This is a genomic window from Pseudomonas sp. IB20 (assembly GCF_009707325.1).
GTDB lineage: Bacteria > Pseudomonadota > Gammaproteobacteria > Pseudomonadales > Pseudomonadaceae > Aquipseudomonas.
The window spans coordinates 3,706,496-3,725,650 of the sequence record NZ_CP046103.1 but is presented as its reverse complement, the minus strand read 5'-3'; the positions used below and the strand labels follow the sequence as shown (position 1 = coordinate 3,725,650).

Here is a 19,155-nt window from a genome sequence, read left to right as displayed (position 1 = left end):
ATGATCTAGTCTTGGTCACCCAGGGAGAGATCGCCATGTTCCGCTACTTCGAGCAACTCAGTTCGCGCATCGCCGCACCGTTCATGGCCGAGTCTTCGCGCAACAGCAAGGTGTGGCAATGCCGTTGCGGCCAAGCCCTGTTCTTTCGCAACAGCCAGTGCCTGGCCTGCCAGGCGCTGCTGGGCTACCAGCCACAACAGAGCCGATTATCGTCCCTGCAACCTGGCCCGGTCGCCGACACCTGGCTGGCGGACGACAACCTTGCTGCCGGCGCCTTCCGTCGCTGTGCCAACCTCGACACCCCGGCAGCCTGCAATTGGCTGATTCCGGCCCATAGCACCGCACCGCTGTGCGTGGCCTGCAGCCTCAATCGCACCATCCCCGACCTGTCCGTCCCGGAAAACCCCGATCGCTGGCGCAAAGTCGAAACCGCCAAGCGCCGGCTGGTGGCGCAACTGATCAGCCTGGGCCTGCAAGTGGTGCCCAAAAGCGTTGACGAAGACACTGGCCTGGCCTTCGACTTCGTCGGCATTGACCTTGGGGGCAACGCGCCCACCACTGGGCATGCCAACGGCTTGATCACCCTCGACATCAAGGAAGCCGATGACGCCCACCGCGAAAAAATCCGTGTGCAAATGCGCGAACCCTACCGCACCTTGCTGGGGCATTTTCGGCATGAAGTTGGGCATTACTACTGGGACCGGCTAATTGCCAATAGCCATTGGCTTGAGCCCTTTCGCAACCTGTTCGGCGACGAACGCGCCAGTTATGCCGAGGCGCTCGAGCGCCACTACCAGAACGGCCCGCGCCCGGATTGGCAGCAAACCTGTGTCAGCGCCTACGCCACCATGCACCCGTGGGAAGACTGGGCCGAAACCTGGGCCCACTACCTGCACATGATGGACGCCGTCGACACCGCCCTGGGCTTTGGCATGAGCGCCCGTGAGATGGACCTGGATTACCAGCCGTTTCCCCTCAGCACCCTTTACGATCCCGAACACCCCGGTGGCGCGGCGTTCCTGTCATTCGTCAATGCGTGGATCGAACTGGCCGGCATGCTCAACGAGCTGTCGCGCAGCATGGGCCAGCCGGATTTCTATCCCTTTGTGTTGCCGCCGGCGGTGATTGCCAAGCTGCACTTCATTCACTTGGTGATCCAGGAAGAGGGCGGCAGGGCGGATGAGGTATTACAGGCCCAGTGATCAAAATGTGGGAGGGGTGACATTCAAGGCTATGGCAAGTGCTGAAGGGCGGATGAGGTATTACAGGCCCAGTGATCAAAATGTGGGAGGGGTGACATTCAAGGCTATGGCAAGTGCTTGAGCCCCTTCATATTTTAATCCGGCATCAACGGTTGTAACTTCCGATCAGATCGGTACAATGGCGCGGCTTGCCGAGAGGCTAGCGTCGTTATGGTGACCCCATCGGTCCCCCCGCAACGATTACCCGTGAACCTGGTCAGAGCCGGAAGGCAGCAGCCACAGCGGGAACATTGTGTGCCGGGGTGTGGCTGGTGGGGTTGCCTCCATAACGCTCTCCTTGCAGATCCCCCTATTCCATTTCTTATAGTTTTTGCCGGCATTCACTGCCTGCGAATCGATTTGTGCTGTGCGCTCAAGAACGATCACCTGCGCTGAAGGGTGGCATACTTCGGGTTCGGTCTCTGAAACGACGTATGCGTCAGATGAAAATCTCTAAATGAATGAAGCGTGGCCCCGTCTTCACTGGCTTTCGAGGATGTATGCACCCTGAACATTTTGATTTAGCCAGCCCCGTTTTCCAATACGTTGTGGAAACCTTGGCGCTTTTCACAACGTTCAATCTCATTGCTGGACAACGCCGAGCCACCTGCTAGCGTCAGTCATGCGTATTTTTTAAAAATGACTGTGATGCTGGAGTAGTAAAGAAGTGATGGCACTCACTTTCCTTAACAAGGATGATTGCCATGCCCAGCCTCCAAGCTTTACCCAGTCTTATCAGTGCTTCCGTTGGCACGCCAGGCAAGGCCCGCAATGTGCCTGCTGATGTTCAAAACATTCAACGCCTGTTTAATCTGATCACGCCCCAATCCGCTTCGCGGTTAGTGGAGGACGGCAAGTGCGGCCCCTTGTTGGTCCAGCGCATCAGCGAATATCAGTTAAATCGTATCAAGGTTGCCAAACCCGACGGGGTGATTGACCCGGCAGGCCGAACGTTCAACAGCTTGGTTGAGGATGCGCGCAAGGCGAGTCTTGATACCCAAACCAGTGAAACGCCCGCTGCCAAGGTTAATCAGGGCCTTGAGCGCACCTCGGCGCCGATCCAAGCTGTTCCAGACAAACAGCAGTTGGTAACGCAGGCCACGTGCGATGGTGGCGTGAACCTGACTGACGCTGACTAGCCTGGGCGTTCCGGGTTCGGGCCAGCGGGAATGCCGATGATCGCGTATGAGCGGCACATCTTTCACAAGTACACCAAGAATAAATACGACAGGAGCCATCCCCATTTGTCGGCCCCTTATCTGACCAAGGCCGACATGCAATGGCGGACCAATAACAAGGACCAGGCGACAGCATGGCGGACACTGGTCGATGCGTTTAAGTTGGATCAGCAGGCGGCGCTGATGTCGGCCTCCTATGGCATGTTTCAGATCATGGGTTTTAACTATGCCGCTTGTGGTTACAAGAACGTGTTCGATTTTGTCACCGCGATGAAGCTCAATGCCAGCCAGCAATTGAAGGCGTTCGTCGGGTTTTGCAGCAAGAACCCGGCCTTGTTCAAAGCCATGAAGAGTAAGAACTTTGCTGGCATGGCCAGCAACTACAATGGGAGCGACTATGGCGATTACGACAAGCGAATCCAAAAAGCTTTTGAGGCGTTTGAACGAAAAAAATAGCCGCGCATGCTGGCTGTCTCACAACGCTCGACACCCCTACTGGACAACTTAAAAGCATCTTGTTAGCGTGCGCCGGCCACTTGTTTCAAGGTGTAACAAGTGTGCTGGCTTGATATTGAAGTGCCATCACTTCTTTAACTAACAAGGATGTCTGTGATGAAAAGCCTGCAAGGGTTGCCCCGTCTTATCAGTGCATCGGTAGGCGCGCCCGGTAAAGCGCGCAACTTGCCTGCCGATGTTCAGTGCATCCAGTATTTATTCAATTTGATCATTCCCAAGATGGGCTTTACGCTCGCCGAAAACGGCAAGTGCGACGGCCAGCTGGTGCAATGCATCAGCCAATATCAGTTTCGCCATCTCAAGTACGCGCACCCCGATGGGGTGATCGACCCCACGGGTCGGACCTTCAACAGCCTGATCGAAGAAGCGGTGAAGGTGCCGGTGAAAGCCTTCCCGACGATGCGCATCCCGAGCTTTCTCAACGTGTTCGGCAATAACAATGGCGACGCCGTGCAGGCCACGGTCAATGTGTACCTGGACCGCATGCGCGCGATGGTCGAGGCCGAGCGGCGTAACCGGCAATTGATGCTCCAGGCCACGTGTGACGGGGGGATGATGCTCACCGAGAGCGACTTCCAGAACGCTGCCACGCAGTTGGGCAGCGGTATTTCGGTGAATATCATCAAGGCCTTCGCGACCGTGGAATCCGGCGGGCGCTCCGGTTTCGGGCCGGCCAAGTTGCCGGTGATCGCTTTTGAAGGGCACCTGTTTCGCAAATACACCAAGCATATCTACGACCAGGCGCACCCGTTGCTGTCCTACCCTTACGTGAAAAAGGCCGGCCCGCAGTGGCAGGCGAATAACAAGGATCAGACCAAGGCGTGGGAAACCATGGCTACCGCGTTTGCCCTGGACCAGGAAGCGGCGTTGATGTCGGCGTCCTGGGGTATGTTTCAAATCATGGGGTTCAACTACACCTCCTGTGGTTACAAGACGGTGTTTGAGTTCGCGGCGGCATTAAAGATTAATGCCGGTAATCAACTAAAGGCTTTCCTCGGTTTTTGCAGCAAAAGCCCGGCGTTGATAAAGGCTATGAAAGACAAAGACTATGTCGCCATGGCGCGTAACTATAACGGCAAGGATTACGGCGACTATGACAGCCGTATCAAAAAGGCCTACGAAGCACTGGAAGGGAAGAAATAAGATGACCCGTTTTTTAGCGATTGGTGTGTTGTCGTTATGTGCCGTGGCGCCCGTGTTTGCCGACGCCACCGCGTTGCACTCGGGTAAGTACGAAGGGTTGATGCTGGCGGTCACGCCGCAGCATCAGGTCGAAGGTTATTACGCCGAAGAGCTGGGCGAGGGCGTGACTCGCAGCTGCGCGTTCTACCTGCAAGGCCCGCCCGAAGCGCTCACCACCTGGCTCGATGAGGCTTACCCCGGCAGCGTCGCGCCTTCCTCCGACGGCGTGATCCTGACCGTGGAGCAGGGCCGTCAGCATCCGGGCTGCCTGAGCGTGCTGATGCCGGAAATCGCCACCGGCCTGGACCTGACTCAAACCGCCAGCAACCCATGGATCGGCCTGGTGACGGTGACTGCCGAAAAGGCCTCCCTGCTGGAAAAGCCTGGCGAGACTGCGGGCAAACACCCGTACATCGTCAAGGATGATGTGGTCGGGGTGCTGGCCTTCAAGGATGGCTGGGCTCAGGTTGAGTTCACCAATGCCAAGGACCATACGTTTACCGGCTGGATCAGCCAGGATCAATACAGTCGCTTGTCTGCACCAAAAAACTGAGCCAACCCTCTGCCAATGAGCCAACCCTCTACGCCGCAACGTGTTATGCACGTTGCGGCGTTTTTATATCCGGGGTTCAGGCCTTGTTGCGGTTGAACAGCTTGCGGATCACAGCGAGCAGCGCCACCACGCCGATCACCAGAAACTTCTTCGCCGCCAGCAGGAATATGCCGATCTTGGCAAACAACCCGGCCTTGGCCGCTATCCCGCCCGCGACCAAAGCCGCCAGACCGTAAGTGGCAAGTTTGTCGGTCTTCGGGTTGAAGTCCGTGTACAGGTTGCCATCGGTAAAGTTGGTAAAGGCCAAGACCTTGGGCATTTCCTGCTGGATGGTGGCCAGGTCGGCCATGGCGGCGACGGCGTTGAGTTCCAACACGCCTTCACGGCCCAGCACGCGGATGCTGTAGTTGAGGGTGGTCTGCTGGGCGTCGTCGGCCTTAAGCTCGCGTGCCCAATACATCTTGTGAGTGGTGTCGTCGTAGCGCGGCGGCTCGGCCCAGCCGAGCAGGTGCAGGCCCGCGTAGCCTTGTTTCTGGCGCTGTTTGTTGTCTTCTTCGTCTTCTTCCTGCATTTGCTGGAGCAGTTCGGCGTAGTCGATTTTCGCCGCGTCCTCGTCGGAAACGTGCCCGTCAGCCTTATAGCTGACGATCACACCCCAGCCGCGTTCCGACAACGGGCTGACGGCTTTTGGCACGATCATGCCCAAGGTCTTGAAGCCGGGCGGGTTACCCCAACCATCGGTCAGCAAGCGCTCGGTGTCGGCGGGGTCGAGGTAGTAGAACTCATTGTTGAGCTTGAGGGTTGCAATGCCACTGGGCAGCGTGACTGTGCCGGTCTTCTGCTTGAGAGAGGCGAGGAAGTGTTCGGCCGTTTCGGCGGGTGCGCTGGCTTCTTCGGGCACAGGCGCTGGGGCAGCCAAAGCGGGTATGGCAGACAGGCTCAGCGCGGCCGCCGCCATCAACGTGCGGAGGTAATTCATGGTAGTCCCTTACATTTTGAATTAATTTCGCGGGAGAATATCTGAAATTCGCTGCGTGAGTTAGCCAAACGTCTCGCGCAGCAGCCCGGCAAACGCATCCCGTGCCAAGTGCCGCTGGGTGTCCTTGTGCCAGAACAGCAGGTTATCCACGGCCTGCAGTTCCTCAAATCGATAAGACGCCAACTGATTCGCCTGCTCATAGCGGGCCAGGATGCCTTCCGGCGCCAACGCTACGCCAATCCCGGCGCTGACGCAGCCGATGATCGTGCCCCAGCTGGCATAGCTGGCGATGCTTGGCTTGAAGTCATGGGGCTTGACCCAGTTTTCCAGCGCCGCGCGATAGGGGCAGCCGGGCGGCCAGACCAGCAACGTGCGCCCGGCCAGGTCTTCGGCGTTGTTGATCGGTGCACTGGACGCGCTGGCGATCAGCACCAGGCGTTCGCTGTAGACCACGCTGTGTTCGAGTTTGGCGCGTTTGCCACCCGAGGCCACCAGCGCCACGTCGAGGCGGTGATGTTGCAAGTCGTCCAGCAGTTGTGCCCAGGCGCCGGTGACCAGTTCGAGCGAGACGTCCGGGTAACGCCGATGGTATTCCGCCAGCAGCGGCGGCAGGCGGCCGCTGGCGCTGGACTCGACGGCGCCGATGCGCAAGGTGCCACGGGGAATGGCGTTGGCGTCCACGGCGCGTTTGGATTCGTCCACCAGTGCCAGGATGCGTTCGCAATAATCCAGGAAGATCTCACCGGCGGCACTGATCGCCAGCCCGCGGCCCGCACGAATAAACAGCGGCGTGCCCAACTCACTTTCCAACTGCTTGATCCGCGTGGTGATGTTGGACGGCACGCAATGCAAGTGCAGGGCGGCCTGGGCCACGCTGCCGGTTTGCGCCACGGCTCGCACCATTTTCAGTTGGGCCAGTTCCATTGCTCAGTTCCAGTGATTTCAGAAGTCAGAAACGCTTAATTGTCCTGCGCCGTGCCCGGGCCAAGACTGGCGGCATTCCTTCTCAGTTGCCGGACGCCGTCGATGAATACCCCGTCACCCGTAAAGCTTACGCTAGTCATCGCCAGCGTCATCCTCTGTTGGGCCTATTCGCCGATTGGCGTGCACATAGGCTTGCACAGCTACAGCCCCGGCCAGCTGGCGCTGCTGCGGTTTCTGATTGCGTCGGTATTCATGGGCGGCGTGGCCTTGGTGGTGGGCATCGGCCGGCCGCGCTGGCGGGACATGCCGTGGCTACTGGTGCTGGGTTTCTTCGGCGTTTTTTTGCACCACACCAGCCTCAATTACGGGCAGCAGTGGGTGACGGCGGCGGCGTCGAGTGTGCTGGCGCAGTCGGCGCCGCTGTTCAGCGTATTAATCGCGTTTTTCTGCTTGAAGGAGCAGGTCAGTGCCTGGCGTTGGGGTTGTGTGTTGCTGGGCCTGCTCGGCGTGTTGGTGGTGATCTGGGGTGATCATGGCGTGGCGGATATGGACCCGCGCGGTCTGCTGATTCTGGTGGCGGCAGTGTCGTGGAGCCTGTACTTCGTGATCCAGAAACACTACGCCCATCGCTATAGCCCGCTGACCATGGCGTGTTACATGGTGTGGGCGGGCACGCTGATGCTGTGTGTGAACCTGCCAGGCTTGCCAGCCGCCGTAGCGCGGGCACCGCTGCCGGAAAACCTGTCGGTGTTGGTGCTCGGTATCTTTCCCAGCGCCTTGGCGTATGTGGCCTGGGGGTATGTGTTGAAGCATGTCGAGGTCAGCCGCGCATCGGTGGCGATGTACCTGATTCCGCCAGTGGCGATGGTGATGGCTGCGACACTGTTGGGTGAGCACATTGCCGTGCAGGTGATGCTCGGCGGTGTGATGGTGCTGGCCAGTATCGCGGCCATCAGCCTGGAAGGCCGTTGGCGGTCAATCGCTCAGGCTGAACGCGCGCAGCCGGTGGCCGTCGAGGTCCTGGGCGACAAAGGTGTAGCCGAAATCCACAGGGGCCGGTGACTGAATAATCGTCGCGCCGCATGCTGCCCATTGATCATACAGCGCATCGACACCAGCCTGGTCTGGCAGTAAGAAGCCCACTTCGCTACCGCCGCCGGTCATTTGCGCCGCCGGCTCCACGGTGTGCCGCGACCACAGCCCCAGCTTCACGCCGTTGTCGAGGATGAACAGGGCAAACGTCGGGTTGAGCTCCACCGGCGGCTTGCCCAGCAGGCGGCTGTAGAAGTTGGCGCTGGTGGCCGGGCTGTCGACATACAGCAGGAAGTAGTGGGCGACGGTGTTCATGCAGGCTCCTTGAGAACAGGCGGTTAAGTGCGCCCAGTCTATAAGGCGGTGCTGTCAGTTCTTGTCAGGAGTCGGCAGGGGTTGCGGATCTTCCCCGGTGTAAAGCTTGATGATGTCATCGATTTCGCCGGACATTTTCATCCGCAACAGCGTGCGCAAGATCCGCTGCACCGGCACGTTCGGGTCATTGCGCACGATGCAGCCCAGGCTTTGCTCGTCGATCACTGCAACCTTGTGCAGCCGCTTATCCTGGGGCATCTTCAGGTTGAAGCGGTCCAATATCCATTCGTTGATCACCGCGTATTCGAAACGCCCGGCCACCAGCTTGTGCAGCACCAGCTCTTCGCTGCGCGAGTCGTCGCGGGTCAGTTGGCCTTGGGCGAAGAGGGGGGCGAGGGCGGCGTAGTGGTAATTGAGTACGGTGCCGATTGGCTGAGGGGCCAGCAAGGTGACCTCTACTGGCTGCTCACGAGCGCTGACCAGCACATTACGCAGCACCATCAGCGGCACGCTCCAGGTGTAATCACCGGACAGGTTGTCGACCCAGGCCTGGGCGACATAACAGCGCACATCAATGTCGCCGTGCTCCATGGCATTGGCGATCCGCGCGCGGGCCAGGACGTGGAACTCGGCCGGGCGTTCGACCTGAGTGGCCAGGCTTAACATCACGTCATACAAAATGCCCTGGGTCGGCCGGTTGTCCTCAATCTGGGCCATGGGCATCCCCCAGCTGTCGGAAACCGAGAAGCGCAACGGCGCGGGTGCCGCGAGGCTGGCAAGGGAAATCATCCATAAGGCGCCCAGGACTACGCGCATACACTCTCCGGGTTCAGGCCTTTGTGGGGCCATTCAGGCAAGCTTAGTCAGATTAGACGAGCGTGCCGGATGCAATTTCCCCCTTGCTCCGCTAGCATTACCGGCTTCCGCTTCCCAGTTGCGACGGTTTTCGATGAGTTATCAGGTTCTTGCACGTAAATGGCGTCCGCGCTCGTTCCGCGAAATGGTCGGCCAGACCCATGTGCTCAAGGCTCTGATCAATGCCTTGGACAGCCAACGGCTGCACCACGCCTACCTGTTCACCGGTACTCGGGGGGTGGGCAAGACCACCATTGCACGCATCATCGCCAAATGCCTGAACTGTGAAACCGGCATCACCTCCACGCCTTGCGGCACCTGTTCGGTGTGCCGGGAAATCGATGAAGGGCGTTTCGTCGACCTGATCGAGATCGACGCCGCCAGCCGCACCAAGGTCGAAGACACCCGCGAGCTGCTCGACAACGTGCAGTACGCGCCGAGCCGTGGCCGCTTCAAGGTCTACCTGATCGACGAAGTGCACATGCTCTCCAGCCATTCCTTCAACGCCTTGTTGAAAACCCTGGAAGAGCCGCCGCCCTACGTCAAATTCATCCTGGCCACCACTGATCCGCAGAAACTTCCTGCAACGATTTTGTCGCGGTGCCTGCAGTTCTCCCTGAAAAACATGACCCCCGAGCGTGTGGTCGAGCATTTGACCCACGTGCTGGGTGTCGAGAACGTGCCGTTCGAAGACGACGCCCTGTGGTTGCTCGGCCGCGCTGCCGATGGTTCGATGCGCGATGCCATGAGCCTCACCGACCAGGCCATCGCCTTTGGTGAAGGCAAGGTCATGGCCGCCGATGTGCGCGCTATGCTCGGCACCCTCGACCACGGGCAAGTCTTCGACGTGCTGCACGCGCTGATCGAAGGCGACGCCAAGGCGTTGCTCGAGGCCGTGCGCCACTTGTCGGAGCAAGGCCCGGACTGGAACGGCGTGCTCTCGGAAATTCTCAATGTGCTGCACCGCGTCGCCATCGCCCAGGCCTTGCCTGAGGGTGTCGACAACGGCCATGGCGACCGCGATCGCGTATTGGCGTTGGCCCAGGCATTGCCGGCCGAAGACGTGCAGTTCTACTACCAAATGGGCCTGATCGGTCGCAGGGACTTGCCCCTGGCACCGGACCCGCGCGGTGGCTTTGAAATGGTCCTGCTGCGAATGCTGGCGTTCCGGCCGGCTGATACGGCAGACGCACCGAGACAGCCGCTAAAGCCAGTGGGGATCAGCCAGGCCACAGTTGATTCCGCCAAACCAGTGGCTGGCGCGGCGGTGGTTGCGCCAGTAGTGGCTGCGCCTGCGCCGGTTGCGCCGGTTGCGCCTGAGCCTGAGCCTGAGCCCGAGCCTGTAGCTGTCGCGCCTGTGGTCGCACCGGAACCGGTGATCGAGCCCGAGCCCGAGCCCGAGCTGGCCGCGGTGGTCGATTTGCCGTGGAACGAGCCTGTAGAGGCTGAAGCCGAACTGCAGCCTTTCGTCGAGCCGGTGCTTGAGACAGCCGGTGAACAGCCCGACTTGACGCCAATGCCAACGCCGACGCCGGACAGTGTGGTGCCCGCCGCGCCCGAGTGGGTGTCCGCCCCAGTGCCGGAGCCGACCGTTGCCCAAGTCGAAGCCGCCACCCCAGGTATTGACCTCGACGACGAGCCGCCGCTGGACGAAGACTACATCGAGCCGGACATGGATTCGGCCTACAGCTACCTGGACGACCTGGCCAGCGAGCACACCGCTGAACCGGCGCCTGAGCCCGAAGCCGAACCCGCTGCGGCCCCGGCCACCGGCCTGGCGTTGCAGTGGCTGGAGTTGTTCCCGAAACTGCCGATCTCCGGCATGACCGGCAGCATCGCGGCCAACTGCACCTTGATCGCCATCGAAGGCGACCACTGGCTGTTGCACCTGGACCCGGCTCACAGCGCACTGTTCAACGCGACCCAGCAGCGCCGGCTCAACGACGCGCTGAACCAGTACCATGAGCGCACGCTGACCGTCGCCATCGAGTTGATCAAGCCTGAGCAGGAAACCCCGGCCCAGGCCGCGTCACGCCGACGCATCAACCGCCAGCGTGACGCAGAAAATTCGATCCAGGCGGATCCGCTCATCCAGCAAATGATGCAACAGTTCGGTGCGGTCGTCCGTCACGATACTATTGAACCTGTCGAAGCCCCGGTGGCAGCGTCATAACACCGGGCTACTAACTTGATCCACGTACTTTTGAGGTGATTCCCATGATGAAAGGTGGCATGGCCGGCCTGATGAAGCAGGCACAGCAGATGCAGGAAAAGATGGCCAAGATGCAGGAAGAACTGGCCAACGCCGAAGTCACCGGTAAAGCCGGTGGCGATATGGTCAGCGTGGTGATGACCGGCCGTCACGACATCAAGCGCGTGAGCATCGACCCGAGCGTGTTGCCAGGCACCAGCGAAGATGACCTGGAAATGCTTGAAGCGCTGTTCGCCGCGGCCGTCAACGATGCCGTGCGCAAGATCGAAGCCAACAGCCAGGACAAAATGTCCGGCGTGACCGCTGGCATGCAACTGCCGCCGGGCATGAAGCTGCCGTTCTGATCGGCTGCCAATAGCTAGACTCAAATGCCAGGCCTCGCGCCTGGCATTTTTGTCTCTGGCGAGCGGGCTTGTCGAATCGGCGCACCGCCTCGTCACTCGAGCTGAACCTCGGTCGAGTCAGCGTGGTCTGCACCCTATACCGATGGATTCGATAAAGGAGCCTCCTCATGCCTCAAGAACCAATTCTCAACCAGCGCATCGTCCTGGTCTCGCGCCCGCAAGGTGCGCCGACCCCGGAAAACTTTCGCCTGGAGCGTGTGAATCTGCCGGAGCTGGCAGACGGCCAGGTCCTCTTGAAAACGCTGTACTTGTCCCTCGACCCGTACATGCGCGGCCGTATGAGCGACGCACCGTCCTACGCCGCGCCGGTGGAAATCGACGAAGTGATGACCGGTGGCGCTGTCAGCCGTGTCGAGCAGTCGCGGTCTCCGAAATTTGCAGTGGGCGACCTGGTGGTCGGCTCCACCGGCTGGCAAAGCCACAGCATTTGCGATGGCCGCAACCTGATGCCGGTGCCCAAGGGCCTGCTCAGCCCGTCGATGGCGTTGGGTGTGCTGGGTATGCCGGGCATGACCGCGTACATGGGCCTGATGGACATCGGCCAGCCCAAGGCCGGGGAAACCCTGGTGGTCGCGGCGGCGTCCGGTGCAGTGGGTTCAGTGGTGGGTCAGGTGGCCAAGCTCAAGGGCTTGCGTGTGGTAGGGATCGCCGGTGGCGCGGACAAGTGCCGCTACGTGGTGGACGAGCTGGGGTTTGACGCCTGCATCGATCACAAGAGCGCCAACTTCGCCAATGAGCTGGCCCTGGCGTGCTTCGAAGGCGTGGATATCTATTTCGAAAACGTCGGCGGCAAGGTGTTCGACGCGGTGCTGCCGCTGCTTAACCCCAAGGCTCGGGTGCCCCTGTGCGGCTTGATCGCCGGCTACAACGCCCATGAAGCGCCCAGCGGGCCTGACCGCTTGCCGGCGCTGCAACGCACCTTGCTGACCAAGCGCGTGCGCATCCAGGGCTTTATCGTGTTTGACGACTATGGCGATCGCCAGCCGGAATTCCTCAGCGCCATGGCGCCATGGGTGCGCGATGGCAAGATCAAGTTCCGCGAAGACGTGGTCGACGGCCTGGAGCAGGCGCCCGAGGCCTTTATCGGTTTGCTCGAGGGGCGCAACTTCGGCAAGTTGGTGGTACGCGTCGCGCAGGATTGACCATTTGACGCTAATCCGAGGCGCGGGTATAAACCGCGTCTCGTTGTTTTGTCGGACCATTCGCTCATGAGCTTCAGCCCCCTGATTCGCCAACTGATCGACGCCCTGCGCACCTTGCCAGGCGTGGGCCAGAAAACCGCCCAGCGCATGGCGCTGCAACTGCTGGAGCGTGATCGCAGTGGCGGCACACGGTTGGCCCAGGCCTTGAGCCAGGCCATGACCGGTGTGGGCCACTGCCGCCAGTGCCGCACCCTCACCGAAGAAGACCTTTGCCCGCAATGCGCTGACACACGCCGCGATGACACGCTGCTGTGTGTGGTCGAAGGGCCGATGGACGTGTACGCGGTGGAGCAAACGGGTTATCGCGGGCGCTACTTTGTGCTCAAAGGGCACCTGTCGCCGCTGGACGGCCTGGGGCCAGAGGCGATCGGCATTCCGCAACTGGTGGCGCGTATCGAAGAACAGGGCACGTTCACCGAAGTGATCCTGGCGACCAACCCGACCGTGGAAGGTGAGGCAACCGCGCATTACATCGCCCAGTTGCTGAGCAATAAAGGCTTGATTACCTCGCGTATCGCCCATGGCGTGCCGTTGGGTGGTGAGCTGGAGTTGGTGGATGGCGGGACGTTGGCGCATTCGTTTGCGGGTCGCAAACCGATCGCGCTTTAAAGAACAACACAGTCCAAAATGTGGGAGCTGGCTTGCCTGCGATGGCGGTGGATCAGGGACATTGATGTCGCCTGACACGCCGCTATCGCAGGCAAGCCAGCTCCCACATTGGTTTTGTGTTGCAAGTGGCCTGGTGCCTGCGATGGCGGTGGATCAGGGACATTGATGTCGCCTGACACGCCGCTATCGCAGGCAAGCCAGCTCCCACATTGGTTTTGTGTTGCAAGTGAGCTCTTGAAAACCAAGCAAGCGCTTGGTAAGTTCGCTCTACCTCACCGTGGAGCTTGCCGATGTCTGCCTATCAGGACTACTTCGACCCCGGCCACCAATTGGTCCGCGACAGCGTGCGCCGTTTTGTCGAGCGCGAGATGTTGTCGGGCATTGAGCAATGGGAGGAGGCGGAAAGCTTTCCCCGTGAGCTGTACCTCAAGGCCGGTGCGGCGGGGATCCTGGGCATCGGTTACCCCGAAAGCCTGGGCGGCAGCCATGAAGGTGATCTGTTCGCCAAGGTCGCCGCCAGCGAAGAATTGATGCGCTGCGGTTCCGGCGGTGTGGTAGCCGGCCTGGGTTCGCTGGATATCGGCCTGCCGCCGGTCGTCAAATGGGCGCGCCCCGAGGTGCGTGAGCGTGTTGCGCCCCAGGTCTTGGCCGGCGAAAAGATCATCGCCCTGGCCGTGACCGAACCCGGCGGCGGCTCCGATGTGGCCAACCTGCAAACCCGCGCCACCCGTGACGGTGAGCATTACCGCGTGAGTGGCAGTAAAACCTTTATCACCAGCGGCATCCGTGCCGATTTCTACACCGTGGCTGTACGCACCGGCGGGCCGGGCTTTGGCGGCATCAGCTTATTGCTCATCGAAAAAGACACGCCGGGTTTTACTGTCGGCCAACCGCTGAAGAAAATGGGCTGGTGGGCGTCGGACACGGCTGAACTGTTCTTCGATAATTGCAAGGTGCCAGTGGGCAACCTGATTGGCGTCGAGAACATGGGCTTTGCCTGCATCATGGGCAACTTCCAGAGCGAGCGCCTGGCCCTGGCGTTGATGGCCAATATGACCGCGCAGCTGGCGCTGGAGGAAAGCCTCACGTGGGCCGCCCAGCGCGAAGCCTTCGGCAAGCCCATCGGCAAATTTCAGGTACTCAAGCATCGGTTGGCGGAAATGGCCACTGCGGTGGAGGTCTCGCGGGAATTTACCTACCGCCAGGCGGCGAAGATGGCGGCCGGCAAGAGTGTGATCAAGGAAATTTCCATGGCCAAGAACCTGGCCACCGACACCGCTGACCGCGTGACCTACGACGCCGTGCAGATTCTCGGCGGCCAGGGCTATATGCGCGGCAGTCTGGTGGAGCGGCTGTACCGCGACAACCGCATCCTCTCCATCGGCGGCGGGACGCGTGAGGTGATGAATGAAATCATCAGTAAGCAGATGGGGCTTTGATCGGTGGTGCTCTTTCGAACGCTATCGCAGGCAAGTCGAATCGTCGCACCTCAGCTCCCACAGGTGGCCGGGTTCCAATGTGGGAGCCGGGCTTGCCCGCGATAAGGCCCTAACAGACGACCTTTAACGCTCAGTCAGCGCAAACTGCGTCAGGCAAAACGTCGGAATCCCCATGTCTTCCAGGCGCCGCGAGCCACCCAGCTCCGGCAAATCGATAATTGCCGCCGCTTCGAAGATCTTCGCCCCCATGCGCCGCACCAGATTTGCCGCGGCGATCAAAGTACCGCCCGTGGCGATCAGGTCATCGAACATCAATACCGAGTCGCCTTCACACAAGCTGTCTGCGTGCACTTCAAGGAAGGCTTCGCCGTATTCGGTCTGGTAACCCTCGGCTAGCACGTCAGCTGGCAACTTGCCCTGTTTGCGGAACAGGATCAGCGGTTTGTTCAGTTGGTAGGCGATGATCGAACCGATCAGGAAGCCACGCGCATCCATCGCGCCGATATGGGTGAAGTCGGCTTCGACATAACGCTGGGCAAAACTGTCAGCGACCAGGCGCAGGGCGCGCGGCGATTGGAACAGCGGCGTGATATCGCGAAAGATCACCCCTGGCTTGGGGAAGTCGATGACAGGGCGGATCAGGGATTTGATGTCGAACGAATCGAAGGTCATCGTCGAAGAGTCCTGGGAGCGGAAAACGGACTCGAAGTATACCTGCGGCCTCGCCGATTGGCGCGGCCGCAAGCGTCTGGATCAGACCTCCAGCGAGCCCCCGGCCAGCGCACACAGCTGGATCGGGTCAAGGATGTGTACTTCCTTGCCTTCGGCGGCAATCAGCTCGTTCTGCTGAAAACGGGTGAATACGCGGGACACGGTTTCCACCGCGAGGCCCAGGTAATTACCGATTTCATTGCGCGACATGCTCAAGCGGAACTGGTTGGCCGAGAACCCACGGGCACGGAAACGTGCCGACAGGTTGACCAGGAACGTGGCGATGCGCTCGTCGGCGGTTTTCTTCGATAACAGCAGCATCATCTGCTGGTCGTCGCGAATTTCGCGGCTCATCACGCGCATCAGTTGGCGACGCAACTGTGGCAATTGCAGGGCCAGTTCATCCAGGCGCTCGAAGGGGATTTCGCACACCGAAGTCGTCTCCAGCGCTTGGGCCGACACCGGGTGAACCTCGGTGTCCATGCCCGACAGCCCAACCAGTTCGCTGGGCAGGTGGAAACCGGTGATCTGCTCTTCGCCGCTGTCGCTCAGGCTGAACGTCTTTAATGCCCCCGAACGCACTGCATAAACGGAATCGAATTTGTCGCCCTGGCGGAACAGAAACTCGCCTTTTTTCAGCGGGCGGCCGCGTTTAACGATGTCGTCCAGCGCTTCCATGTCTTCCAAATTCAACGAAAGTGGCAGGCAGAGGGGAGCCAGGCTGCAATCCTTGCAGTGAACCTGGCTGTGAGCGCGCAGTTTAGCTGGCTCGGACATTTCTTAAATCCTTGTGGGAAAACACACATAAGACGTAAGGGTAACGCACTGGGGGGCGATCAGGCCAGCGTGTACAAAAAAGCAGCAGGGTATAAAGATTTTGAGAAAATAGTCGATAAGGAGCTATCGATCATGAACTCGGAGGTTCAAGAGATGCTTCCCCTTAGTACTGAACTCGCCTCTCGCACTTTGATTCAGAAGCTGCCCGAGACGACCAAAAAAGAGCCAGCTCAGAGCGACGCGATCAAGCCCGCTGCTGAAGAGTCCAACCCCGCAGTGTCGGGCCACCGGGTCGGTGACCATTTCCGGTGCGGCGATGAAAGCGGCAGCGGCTGAAAAAACGTCTAACAGTGATATTGACGACAGCGGCCTGTCTGACACCGTCAAAAATCTGCTGAAGATGATTCGCGAGATCAAAAAACAGATTGCCGAGAAACAAGCCGAAATGGCTGCGGTGATGGCTGACAGAAGTCTTAGCCCTGAGCAGGCCCAGGCCAAGGCGGCCAGCCTGCAATCTGCCTTGGCTGGGCTGCAGAGCGCGCTGGGCACTGCCCAGGCGTCCCTGTCCAAGGCGATGAAAGACATGAGCGCTGAGACTGCGGCCAAGACCGCCAGCCTGGCAATGAAGTAACTGCCCTCAGATCACCCGCGAGAAGCGCTGCCTGTTCTGATGCTCCAGGTAGGCATCGAACACCATGCACACCGAGCGCACTAACAAGCGCCTGGCGGGCAGTACGCGAATGCCCTGTGCGTCCAGTTCGATCAGCCCGTCTGCGGCCATTGTCTCCAGTTGCGGCCATAGTTCGTCGAAATAGCCGCGAAAATCGATATTGAAAGTCTGTTCGACCTGCTCGAATCTCAGGCTGAAATTGCAGATCAACTGCTGAATGACCTCACGCCGTAACCGATCGTCCGTGGTGCACACCAGGCCACGGCTGGTAGCCAGTTGCGCGCCGGCCAAGGCGTTCTGGTAATGGTTGAGGTCGCTGCTGTTCTGGCAGTACAGGTCGCCGATCTGGCTGATCGCCGACACGCCCAGGCCAATCAAGTCGCAATGCCCGTGGGTGGTATAGCCCTGGAAGTTGCGTTGCAGCGTGCCTTCTTCCTGGGCGATGGCCAGCTCATCATCCGGCAGGGCGAAATGGTCCATGCCGATGTAGCGATAGCCGGCGCGGGTCAACTGCTCGATGGTGGTTTGCAGCATCAACAGTTTTTCCGCCGGGGAGGGCAGGTCGTCGGTGTTGATGCGCCGCTGCGGCATGAAGCGTTCCGGCAGGTGTGCGTAGTTAAATACCGACAAACGATCCGGTTGCAGGTTGATCACTTCTTCAACGGTGCGCGCGAAGTTGATCGGCGTTTGCTTGGGCAAGCCGTAGATCAGGTCGATGTTGATCGAGCGAAATTGCAGGGTGCGCGCCGCATCAATCACTGCGCGGGTTTCTTCCAGGCTTTGCAAGCGGTTGACGGCGCGCTGGACCTCGGGGTCGAGGTCCTGCAGGCCGATGCTCACGCGGTTGAAGCCTAGCTCGCGCAGCAGGCCCATGGTTGCCCAGTCGGCTTCACGTGGGTCGATCTCGATGCCGTAGTCGCCCGAGTCATCGTCGAGTAAGTTGAAATGCTGACGCAGGCTTGCCATCAACTGGCGCAGTTCGTCGTGGCTGAGAAAGGTCGGCGTACCACCGCCGAAGTGCAACTGCTCCACCGGTTGTTTCGGGTCGAGGTGGCAGGCTACCAGCTGGATTTCCTGCTCCAGGCGTTGCAGATAGGCCTGGGCGCGGCCACGGTCCTTGGTGATGACCTTGTTGCAGGCGCAGTAGTAGCAAATGTTCGCGCAGAACGGCACGTGCACATACAGCGACAAGGGGCGCACGGCCTTGCGGCTGTCGCGCAGGGCATGGAGCAGGTCGAAAGTGCCGACCTGGCTGTCGAATTGTACGGCGGTGGGGTAGGACGTGTAGCGCGGCCCCGCCAAGTCGTAACGGTGAATAAGATCTGTGTCCCAACGAATGGCGTCGAGCATGCGGGCGGTCCCCGGGATTGGCTAGTGGGCCGAGTCTAGGGGCGTGGCGGGTATGGCATCTTGATTTGCATCAACGGGGAGCGGCGCTATGCCACATGGCCTTTTAATGGCCCATTAGCCAGTGCTGGTGTGGACCTGGCAACGTCCAGATACCGAACAGGATCACCAACAGTCCCCCGGCCACGCGCACACTGCGTTTGCGCAACAACGCCGTAACGCGCTCGGCGGCCAGCCCGGTAGCCAGCAACACCGGCCATGTGCCGAGTCCGAACGCCAGCATCAGCAATGCACTGTCCAATGCATTCCCCTGGCTCGCGGCCCACAGCAGCGTGCTGTAGACCAACCCGCACGGCAGCCAGCCCCACAGCGCGCCCAGCAGTAACGCGCGCGGCAGGCTGGACACCGGCAGCAAACGGTTGGCGACGGGCTGTATGTAGCGCCACAGGCCGCGCCCGAGGCTTTCAATACGGGTGAGCCCGCTCCACCAGCCGGCCAGGTACAGGCCCATGCTGATCAGCAGCAAGCCGGCGAGCACGCGCATGAACATCGCCGCCGGGCTGTTGGCCACCGCCCAGCCGGCCAAGCCTATCAATAACCCGGCAGCGGCATAGCTGAGGATGCGACCCAGGTTGTACGCCAGCAGCAGGCGAAAGCGGCGGCTGCGTTGCTCCTTGGGGATCGCCAGGGTCAGCGCGCCCATCAGCCCACCGCACATGCCCAGGCAGTGGCCGCCGCCCAGCAGGCCGAGGATGAGTGCGGAGACCAGCAGCGGCGCCAGTTCAAGCATGGGGCGGGTCTTTGGGCGGTTGCTCTGGCCCGTTGGCTTCGTCGACAGCCGCCAAGTGATTCGGGTCCTGGTCGTCGAACAGCACGCTGTGGGCAGGGCCGTCGAGGTCGTCGTACTGGCCGCTGTCCACTGCCCAGAAGAAGATGTAAATGGCCACGCCCACTAACAGCAGTGCCGCCGGAATCATCACGTATAGAGCTGGCATCTGCACTCCATGCC

20 protein-coding genes, 1 other RNA gene and 1 pseudogene are annotated in these 19,155 nt (G+C 60.4%); 13 read left to right on the top strand and 9 right to left on the bottom strand.

Annotation, left to right across the window (positions count from 1 at the left end; translation table 11 throughout):
• The first annotated feature begins 35 nt into the window (after positions 1–35).
• The 5 genes and pseudogenes from GJU48_RS25360 to GJU48_RS17285 all read left to right on the top strand — a co-directional run bounded on the left by GJU48_RS25360 (position 36) and on the right by GJU48_RS17285 (position 4,670).
• Entirely contained in the window at positions 36–1,202 is a 1,167-nt protein-coding gene (locus GJU48_RS25360; protein WP_094949586.1) for a zinc-binding metallopeptidase family protein, read from the top strand.
• 220 nt (positions 1,203–1,422) lie between these two features.
• Positions 1,423–1,519, top strand: an RNA gene (gene ffs / locus GJU48_RS17300) — signal recognition particle sRNA small type.
• Between the two features lie 426 nt (positions 1,520–1,945).
• Positions 1,946–2,875, top strand: a pseudogene (locus GJU48_RS17295) (N-acetylmuramidase family protein).
• A gap of 156 nt (positions 2,876–3,031) precedes the next feature.
• Entirely contained in the window at positions 3,032–4,078 is a 1,047-nt protein-coding gene (locus GJU48_RS17290; protein ID WP_094949589.1) for an N-acetylmuramidase family protein, read from the top strand.
• A 1-nt stretch (position 4,079) separates the two neighbouring features.
• Positions 4,080–4,670 carry a hypothetical protein gene (locus GJU48_RS17285; RefSeq protein WP_094949590.1) on the top strand — a complete coding sequence of 197 codons (591 nt, stop codon included), beginning with the start codon at positions 4,080–4,082 and terminating at the stop codon, positions 4,668–4,670.
• 76 nt (positions 4,671–4,746) lie between these two features.
• On the opposite strand, the gene GJU48_RS17280 is transcribed toward GJU48_RS17285, so the two are convergent.
• The gene (locus GJU48_RS17280; RefSeq protein WP_094949591.1) at positions 4,747–5,649 is read right to left on the bottom strand and encodes a DUF2167 domain-containing protein; all 903 of its coding nucleotides are present in this window, start codon (positions 5,647–5,649) and stop codon (positions 4,747–4,749) included.
• Positions 5,650–5,709: 60 nt separating this feature from the next.
• Entirely contained in the window at positions 5,710–6,573 is an 864-nt protein-coding gene (locus tag GJU48_RS17275) for a LysR family transcriptional regulator (RefSeq protein ID WP_094949592.1), read from the bottom strand.
• Positions 6,574–6,675: 102 nt separating this feature from the next.
• Between GJU48_RS17275 and GJU48_RS17270 the strand changes: the two genes are divergently transcribed.
• Positions 6,676–7,635 (top strand): DMT family transporter, encoded by a 960-nt coding sequence (locus GJU48_RS17270; RefSeq protein WP_094949593.1) that lies wholly within the window; start codon positions 6,676–6,678, stop codon positions 7,633–7,635.
• On the opposite strand, the gene GJU48_RS17265 is transcribed toward GJU48_RS17270, so the two are convergent.
• A complete protein-coding gene (locus tag GJU48_RS17265; RefSeq protein ID WP_094949594.1) occupies positions 7,549–7,920 on the bottom strand; it encodes a VOC family protein in 372 nt (123 codons plus the stop codon). The genes GJU48_RS17270 and GJU48_RS17265 overlap by 87 nt on opposite strands.
• A 54-nt stretch (positions 7,921–7,974) precedes the next feature.
• Positions 7,975–8,736 (bottom strand): substrate-binding periplasmic protein, encoded by a 762-nt coding sequence (locus GJU48_RS17260; protein WP_094949595.1) that lies wholly within the window; start codon positions 8,734–8,736, stop codon positions 7,975–7,977.
• Between the two features lie 133 nt (positions 8,737–8,869).
• Between GJU48_RS17260 and dnaX the strand changes: the two genes are divergently transcribed.
• From dnaX to GJU48_RS17235, 5 genes are all read left to right on the top strand, one after another.
• Positions 8,870–10,948, top strand: a complete 2,079-nt coding sequence (gene dnaX, locus GJU48_RS17255; RefSeq protein WP_094949596.1) for a DNA polymerase III subunit gamma/tau — start codon at positions 8,870–8,872, stop codon at positions 10,946–10,948.
• Between the two features lie 44 nt (positions 10,949–10,992).
• The gene (locus GJU48_RS17250; RefSeq protein ID WP_094949597.1) at positions 10,993–11,331 is read left to right on the top strand and encodes a YbaB/EbfC family nucleoid-associated protein; all 339 of its coding nucleotides are present in this window, start codon (positions 10,993–10,995) and stop codon (positions 11,329–11,331) included.
• Between the two features lie 167 nt (positions 11,332–11,498).
• Complete coding sequence (locus tag GJU48_RS17245; RefSeq protein WP_094949598.1) at positions 11,499–12,533, top strand: NADP-dependent oxidoreductase; 1,035 nt, start codon at positions 11,499–11,501, stop codon at positions 12,531–12,533.
• A gap of 66 nt (positions 12,534–12,599) precedes the next feature.
• Entirely contained in the window at positions 12,600–13,202 is a 603-nt protein-coding gene (gene recR / locus GJU48_RS17240) for a recombination mediator RecR (RefSeq protein WP_094949599.1), read from the top strand.
• Positions 13,203–13,492: 290 nt separating this feature from the next.
• Entirely contained in the window at positions 13,493–14,641 is a 1,149-nt protein-coding gene (locus GJU48_RS17235; RefSeq protein ID WP_094949600.1) for an acyl-CoA dehydrogenase family protein, read from the top strand.
• A gap of 123 nt (positions 14,642–14,764) precedes the next feature.
• Here GJU48_RS17235 and GJU48_RS17230 read toward each other — a convergent pair whose 3' ends face one another.
• Together GJU48_RS17230 and fnr are read right to left on the bottom strand one after the other, a co-directional pair.
• Entirely contained in the window at positions 14,765–15,313 is a 549-nt protein-coding gene (locus GJU48_RS17230; RefSeq protein ID WP_094949601.1) for an adenine phosphoribosyltransferase, read from the bottom strand.
• 81 nt (positions 15,314–15,394) lie between these two features.
• On the bottom strand, positions 15,395–16,129 hold the full coding sequence (gene fnr / locus GJU48_RS17225) for a fumarate/nitrate reduction transcriptional regulator Fnr (RefSeq protein WP_094949602.1): 735 nt from the start codon (positions 16,127–16,129) through the stop codon (positions 15,395–15,397).
• A gap of 69 nt (positions 16,130–16,198) precedes the next feature.
• Here fnr and GJU48_RS25760 point away from each other — a divergent pair, with 69 nt between their 5' ends.
• The gene (locus GJU48_RS25760) at positions 16,199–16,465 is read left to right on the top strand and encodes a hypothetical protein (RefSeq protein ID WP_155296051.1); all 267 of its coding nucleotides are present in this window, start codon (positions 16,199–16,201) and stop codon (positions 16,463–16,465) included.
• Positions 16,446–16,760, top strand: coding sequence for a hypothetical protein (locus GJU48_RS17215; RefSeq protein WP_371923427.1), 315 nt, complete (start codon positions 16,446–16,448; stop codon positions 16,758–16,760). The genes GJU48_RS25760 and GJU48_RS17215 overlap by 20 nt, the downstream gene beginning before the upstream one ends.
• 6 nt (positions 16,761–16,766) lie before the next feature.
• Here GJU48_RS17215 and hemN read toward each other — a convergent pair whose 3' ends face one another.
• The 3 genes from hemN to ccoS form a co-directional block, all read right to left on the bottom strand.
• Positions 16,767–18,149: an oxygen-independent coproporphyrinogen III oxidase gene (hemN, locus tag GJU48_RS17210; RefSeq protein ID WP_094949603.1), complete on the bottom strand. Its 1,383-nt coding sequence runs from the start codon at positions 18,147–18,149 to the stop codon at positions 16,767–16,769.
• Positions 18,150–18,252: 103 nt separating this feature from the next.
• Entirely contained in the window at positions 18,253–18,936 is a 684-nt protein-coding gene (locus GJU48_RS17205) for a sulfite exporter TauE/SafE family protein (RefSeq protein ID WP_094949604.1), read from the bottom strand.
• Positions 18,929–19,141, bottom strand: coding sequence for a cbb3-type cytochrome oxidase assembly protein CcoS (gene ccoS, locus GJU48_RS17200; RefSeq protein ID WP_017735332.1), 213 nt, complete (start codon positions 19,139–19,141; stop codon positions 18,929–18,931). The genes GJU48_RS17205 and ccoS overlap by 8 nt, the downstream gene beginning before the upstream one ends.
• Between the last annotated feature and the right edge of the window lie 14 nt (positions 19,142–19,155).

Excerpts from the sequence above, each read along its gene's own strand:
- GJU48_RS17290 (WP_094949589.1), top strand. The coding sequence starts at position 3,032 with ATGAAAAGCCTGCAAGGGTTGCCCCGTCTTATCAGTGCATCGGTAGGC.
- GJU48_RS17280 (WP_094949591.1), bottom strand. The coding sequence starts at position 5,649 with ATGAATTACCTCCGCACGTTGATGGCGGCGGCCGCGCTGAGCCTGTCT.
- GJU48_RS17270 (WP_094949593.1), top strand. The coding sequence starts at position 6,676 with ATGAATACCCCGTCACCCGTAAAGCTTACGCTAGTCATCGCCAGCGTC.
- GJU48_RS17285 (WP_094949590.1), top strand. The coding sequence starts at position 4,080 with ATGACCCGTTTTTTAGCGATTGGTGTGTTGTCGTTATGTGCCGTGGCG.
- GJU48_RS17265 (WP_094949594.1), bottom strand. The coding sequence starts at position 7,920 with ATGAACACCGTCGCCCACTACTTCCTGCTGTATGTCGACAGCCCGGCC.
- hemN (WP_094949603.1), bottom strand. The coding sequence starts at position 18,149 with ATGCTCGACGCCATTCGTTGGGACACAGATCTTATTCACCGTTACGAC.
- GJU48_RS17230 (WP_094949601.1), bottom strand. The coding sequence starts at position 15,313 with ATGACCTTCGATTCGTTCGACATCAAATCCCTGATCCGCCCTGTCATC.
- GJU48_RS17205 (WP_094949604.1), bottom strand. The coding sequence starts at position 18,936 with ATGCTTGAACTGGCGCCGCTGCTGGTCTCCGCACTCATCCTCGGCCTG.
- GJU48_RS17235 (WP_094949600.1), top strand. The coding sequence starts at position 13,493 with ATGTCTGCCTATCAGGACTACTTCGACCCCGGCCACCAATTGGTCCGC.
- dnaX (WP_094949596.1), top strand. The coding sequence starts at position 8,870 with ATGAGTTATCAGGTTCTTGCACGTAAATGGCGTCCGCGCTCGTTCCGC.
- GJU48_RS17250 (WP_094949597.1), top strand. The coding sequence starts at position 10,993 with ATGATGAAAGGTGGCATGGCCGGCCTGATGAAGCAGGCACAGCAGATG.
- GJU48_RS17215 (WP_371923427.1), top strand. The coding sequence starts at position 16,446 with ATGAAAGCGGCAGCGGCTGAAAAAACGTCTAACAGTGATATTGACGAC.
- ccoS (WP_017735332.1), bottom strand. The coding sequence starts at position 19,141 with ATGCCAGCTCTATACGTGATGATTCCGGCGGCACTGCTGTTAGTGGGC.
- GJU48_RS17275 (WP_094949592.1), bottom strand. The coding sequence starts at position 6,573 with ATGGAACTGGCCCAACTGAAAATGGTGCGAGCCGTGGCGCAAACCGGC.
- GJU48_RS17245 (WP_094949598.1), top strand. The coding sequence starts at position 11,499 with ATGCCTCAAGAACCAATTCTCAACCAGCGCATCGTCCTGGTCTCGCGC.
- recR (WP_094949599.1), top strand. The coding sequence starts at position 12,600 with ATGAGCTTCAGCCCCCTGATTCGCCAACTGATCGACGCCCTGCGCACC.
- fnr (WP_094949602.1), bottom strand. The coding sequence starts at position 16,129 with ATGTCCGAGCCAGCTAAACTGCGCGCTCACAGCCAGGTTCACTGCAAG.
- GJU48_RS25360 (WP_094949586.1), top strand. The coding sequence starts at position 36 with ATGTTCCGCTACTTCGAGCAACTCAGTTCGCGCATCGCCGCACCGTTC.
- GJU48_RS17260 (WP_094949595.1), bottom strand. The coding sequence starts at position 8,736 with ATGCGCGTAGTCCTGGGCGCCTTATGGATGATTTCCCTTGCCAGCCTC.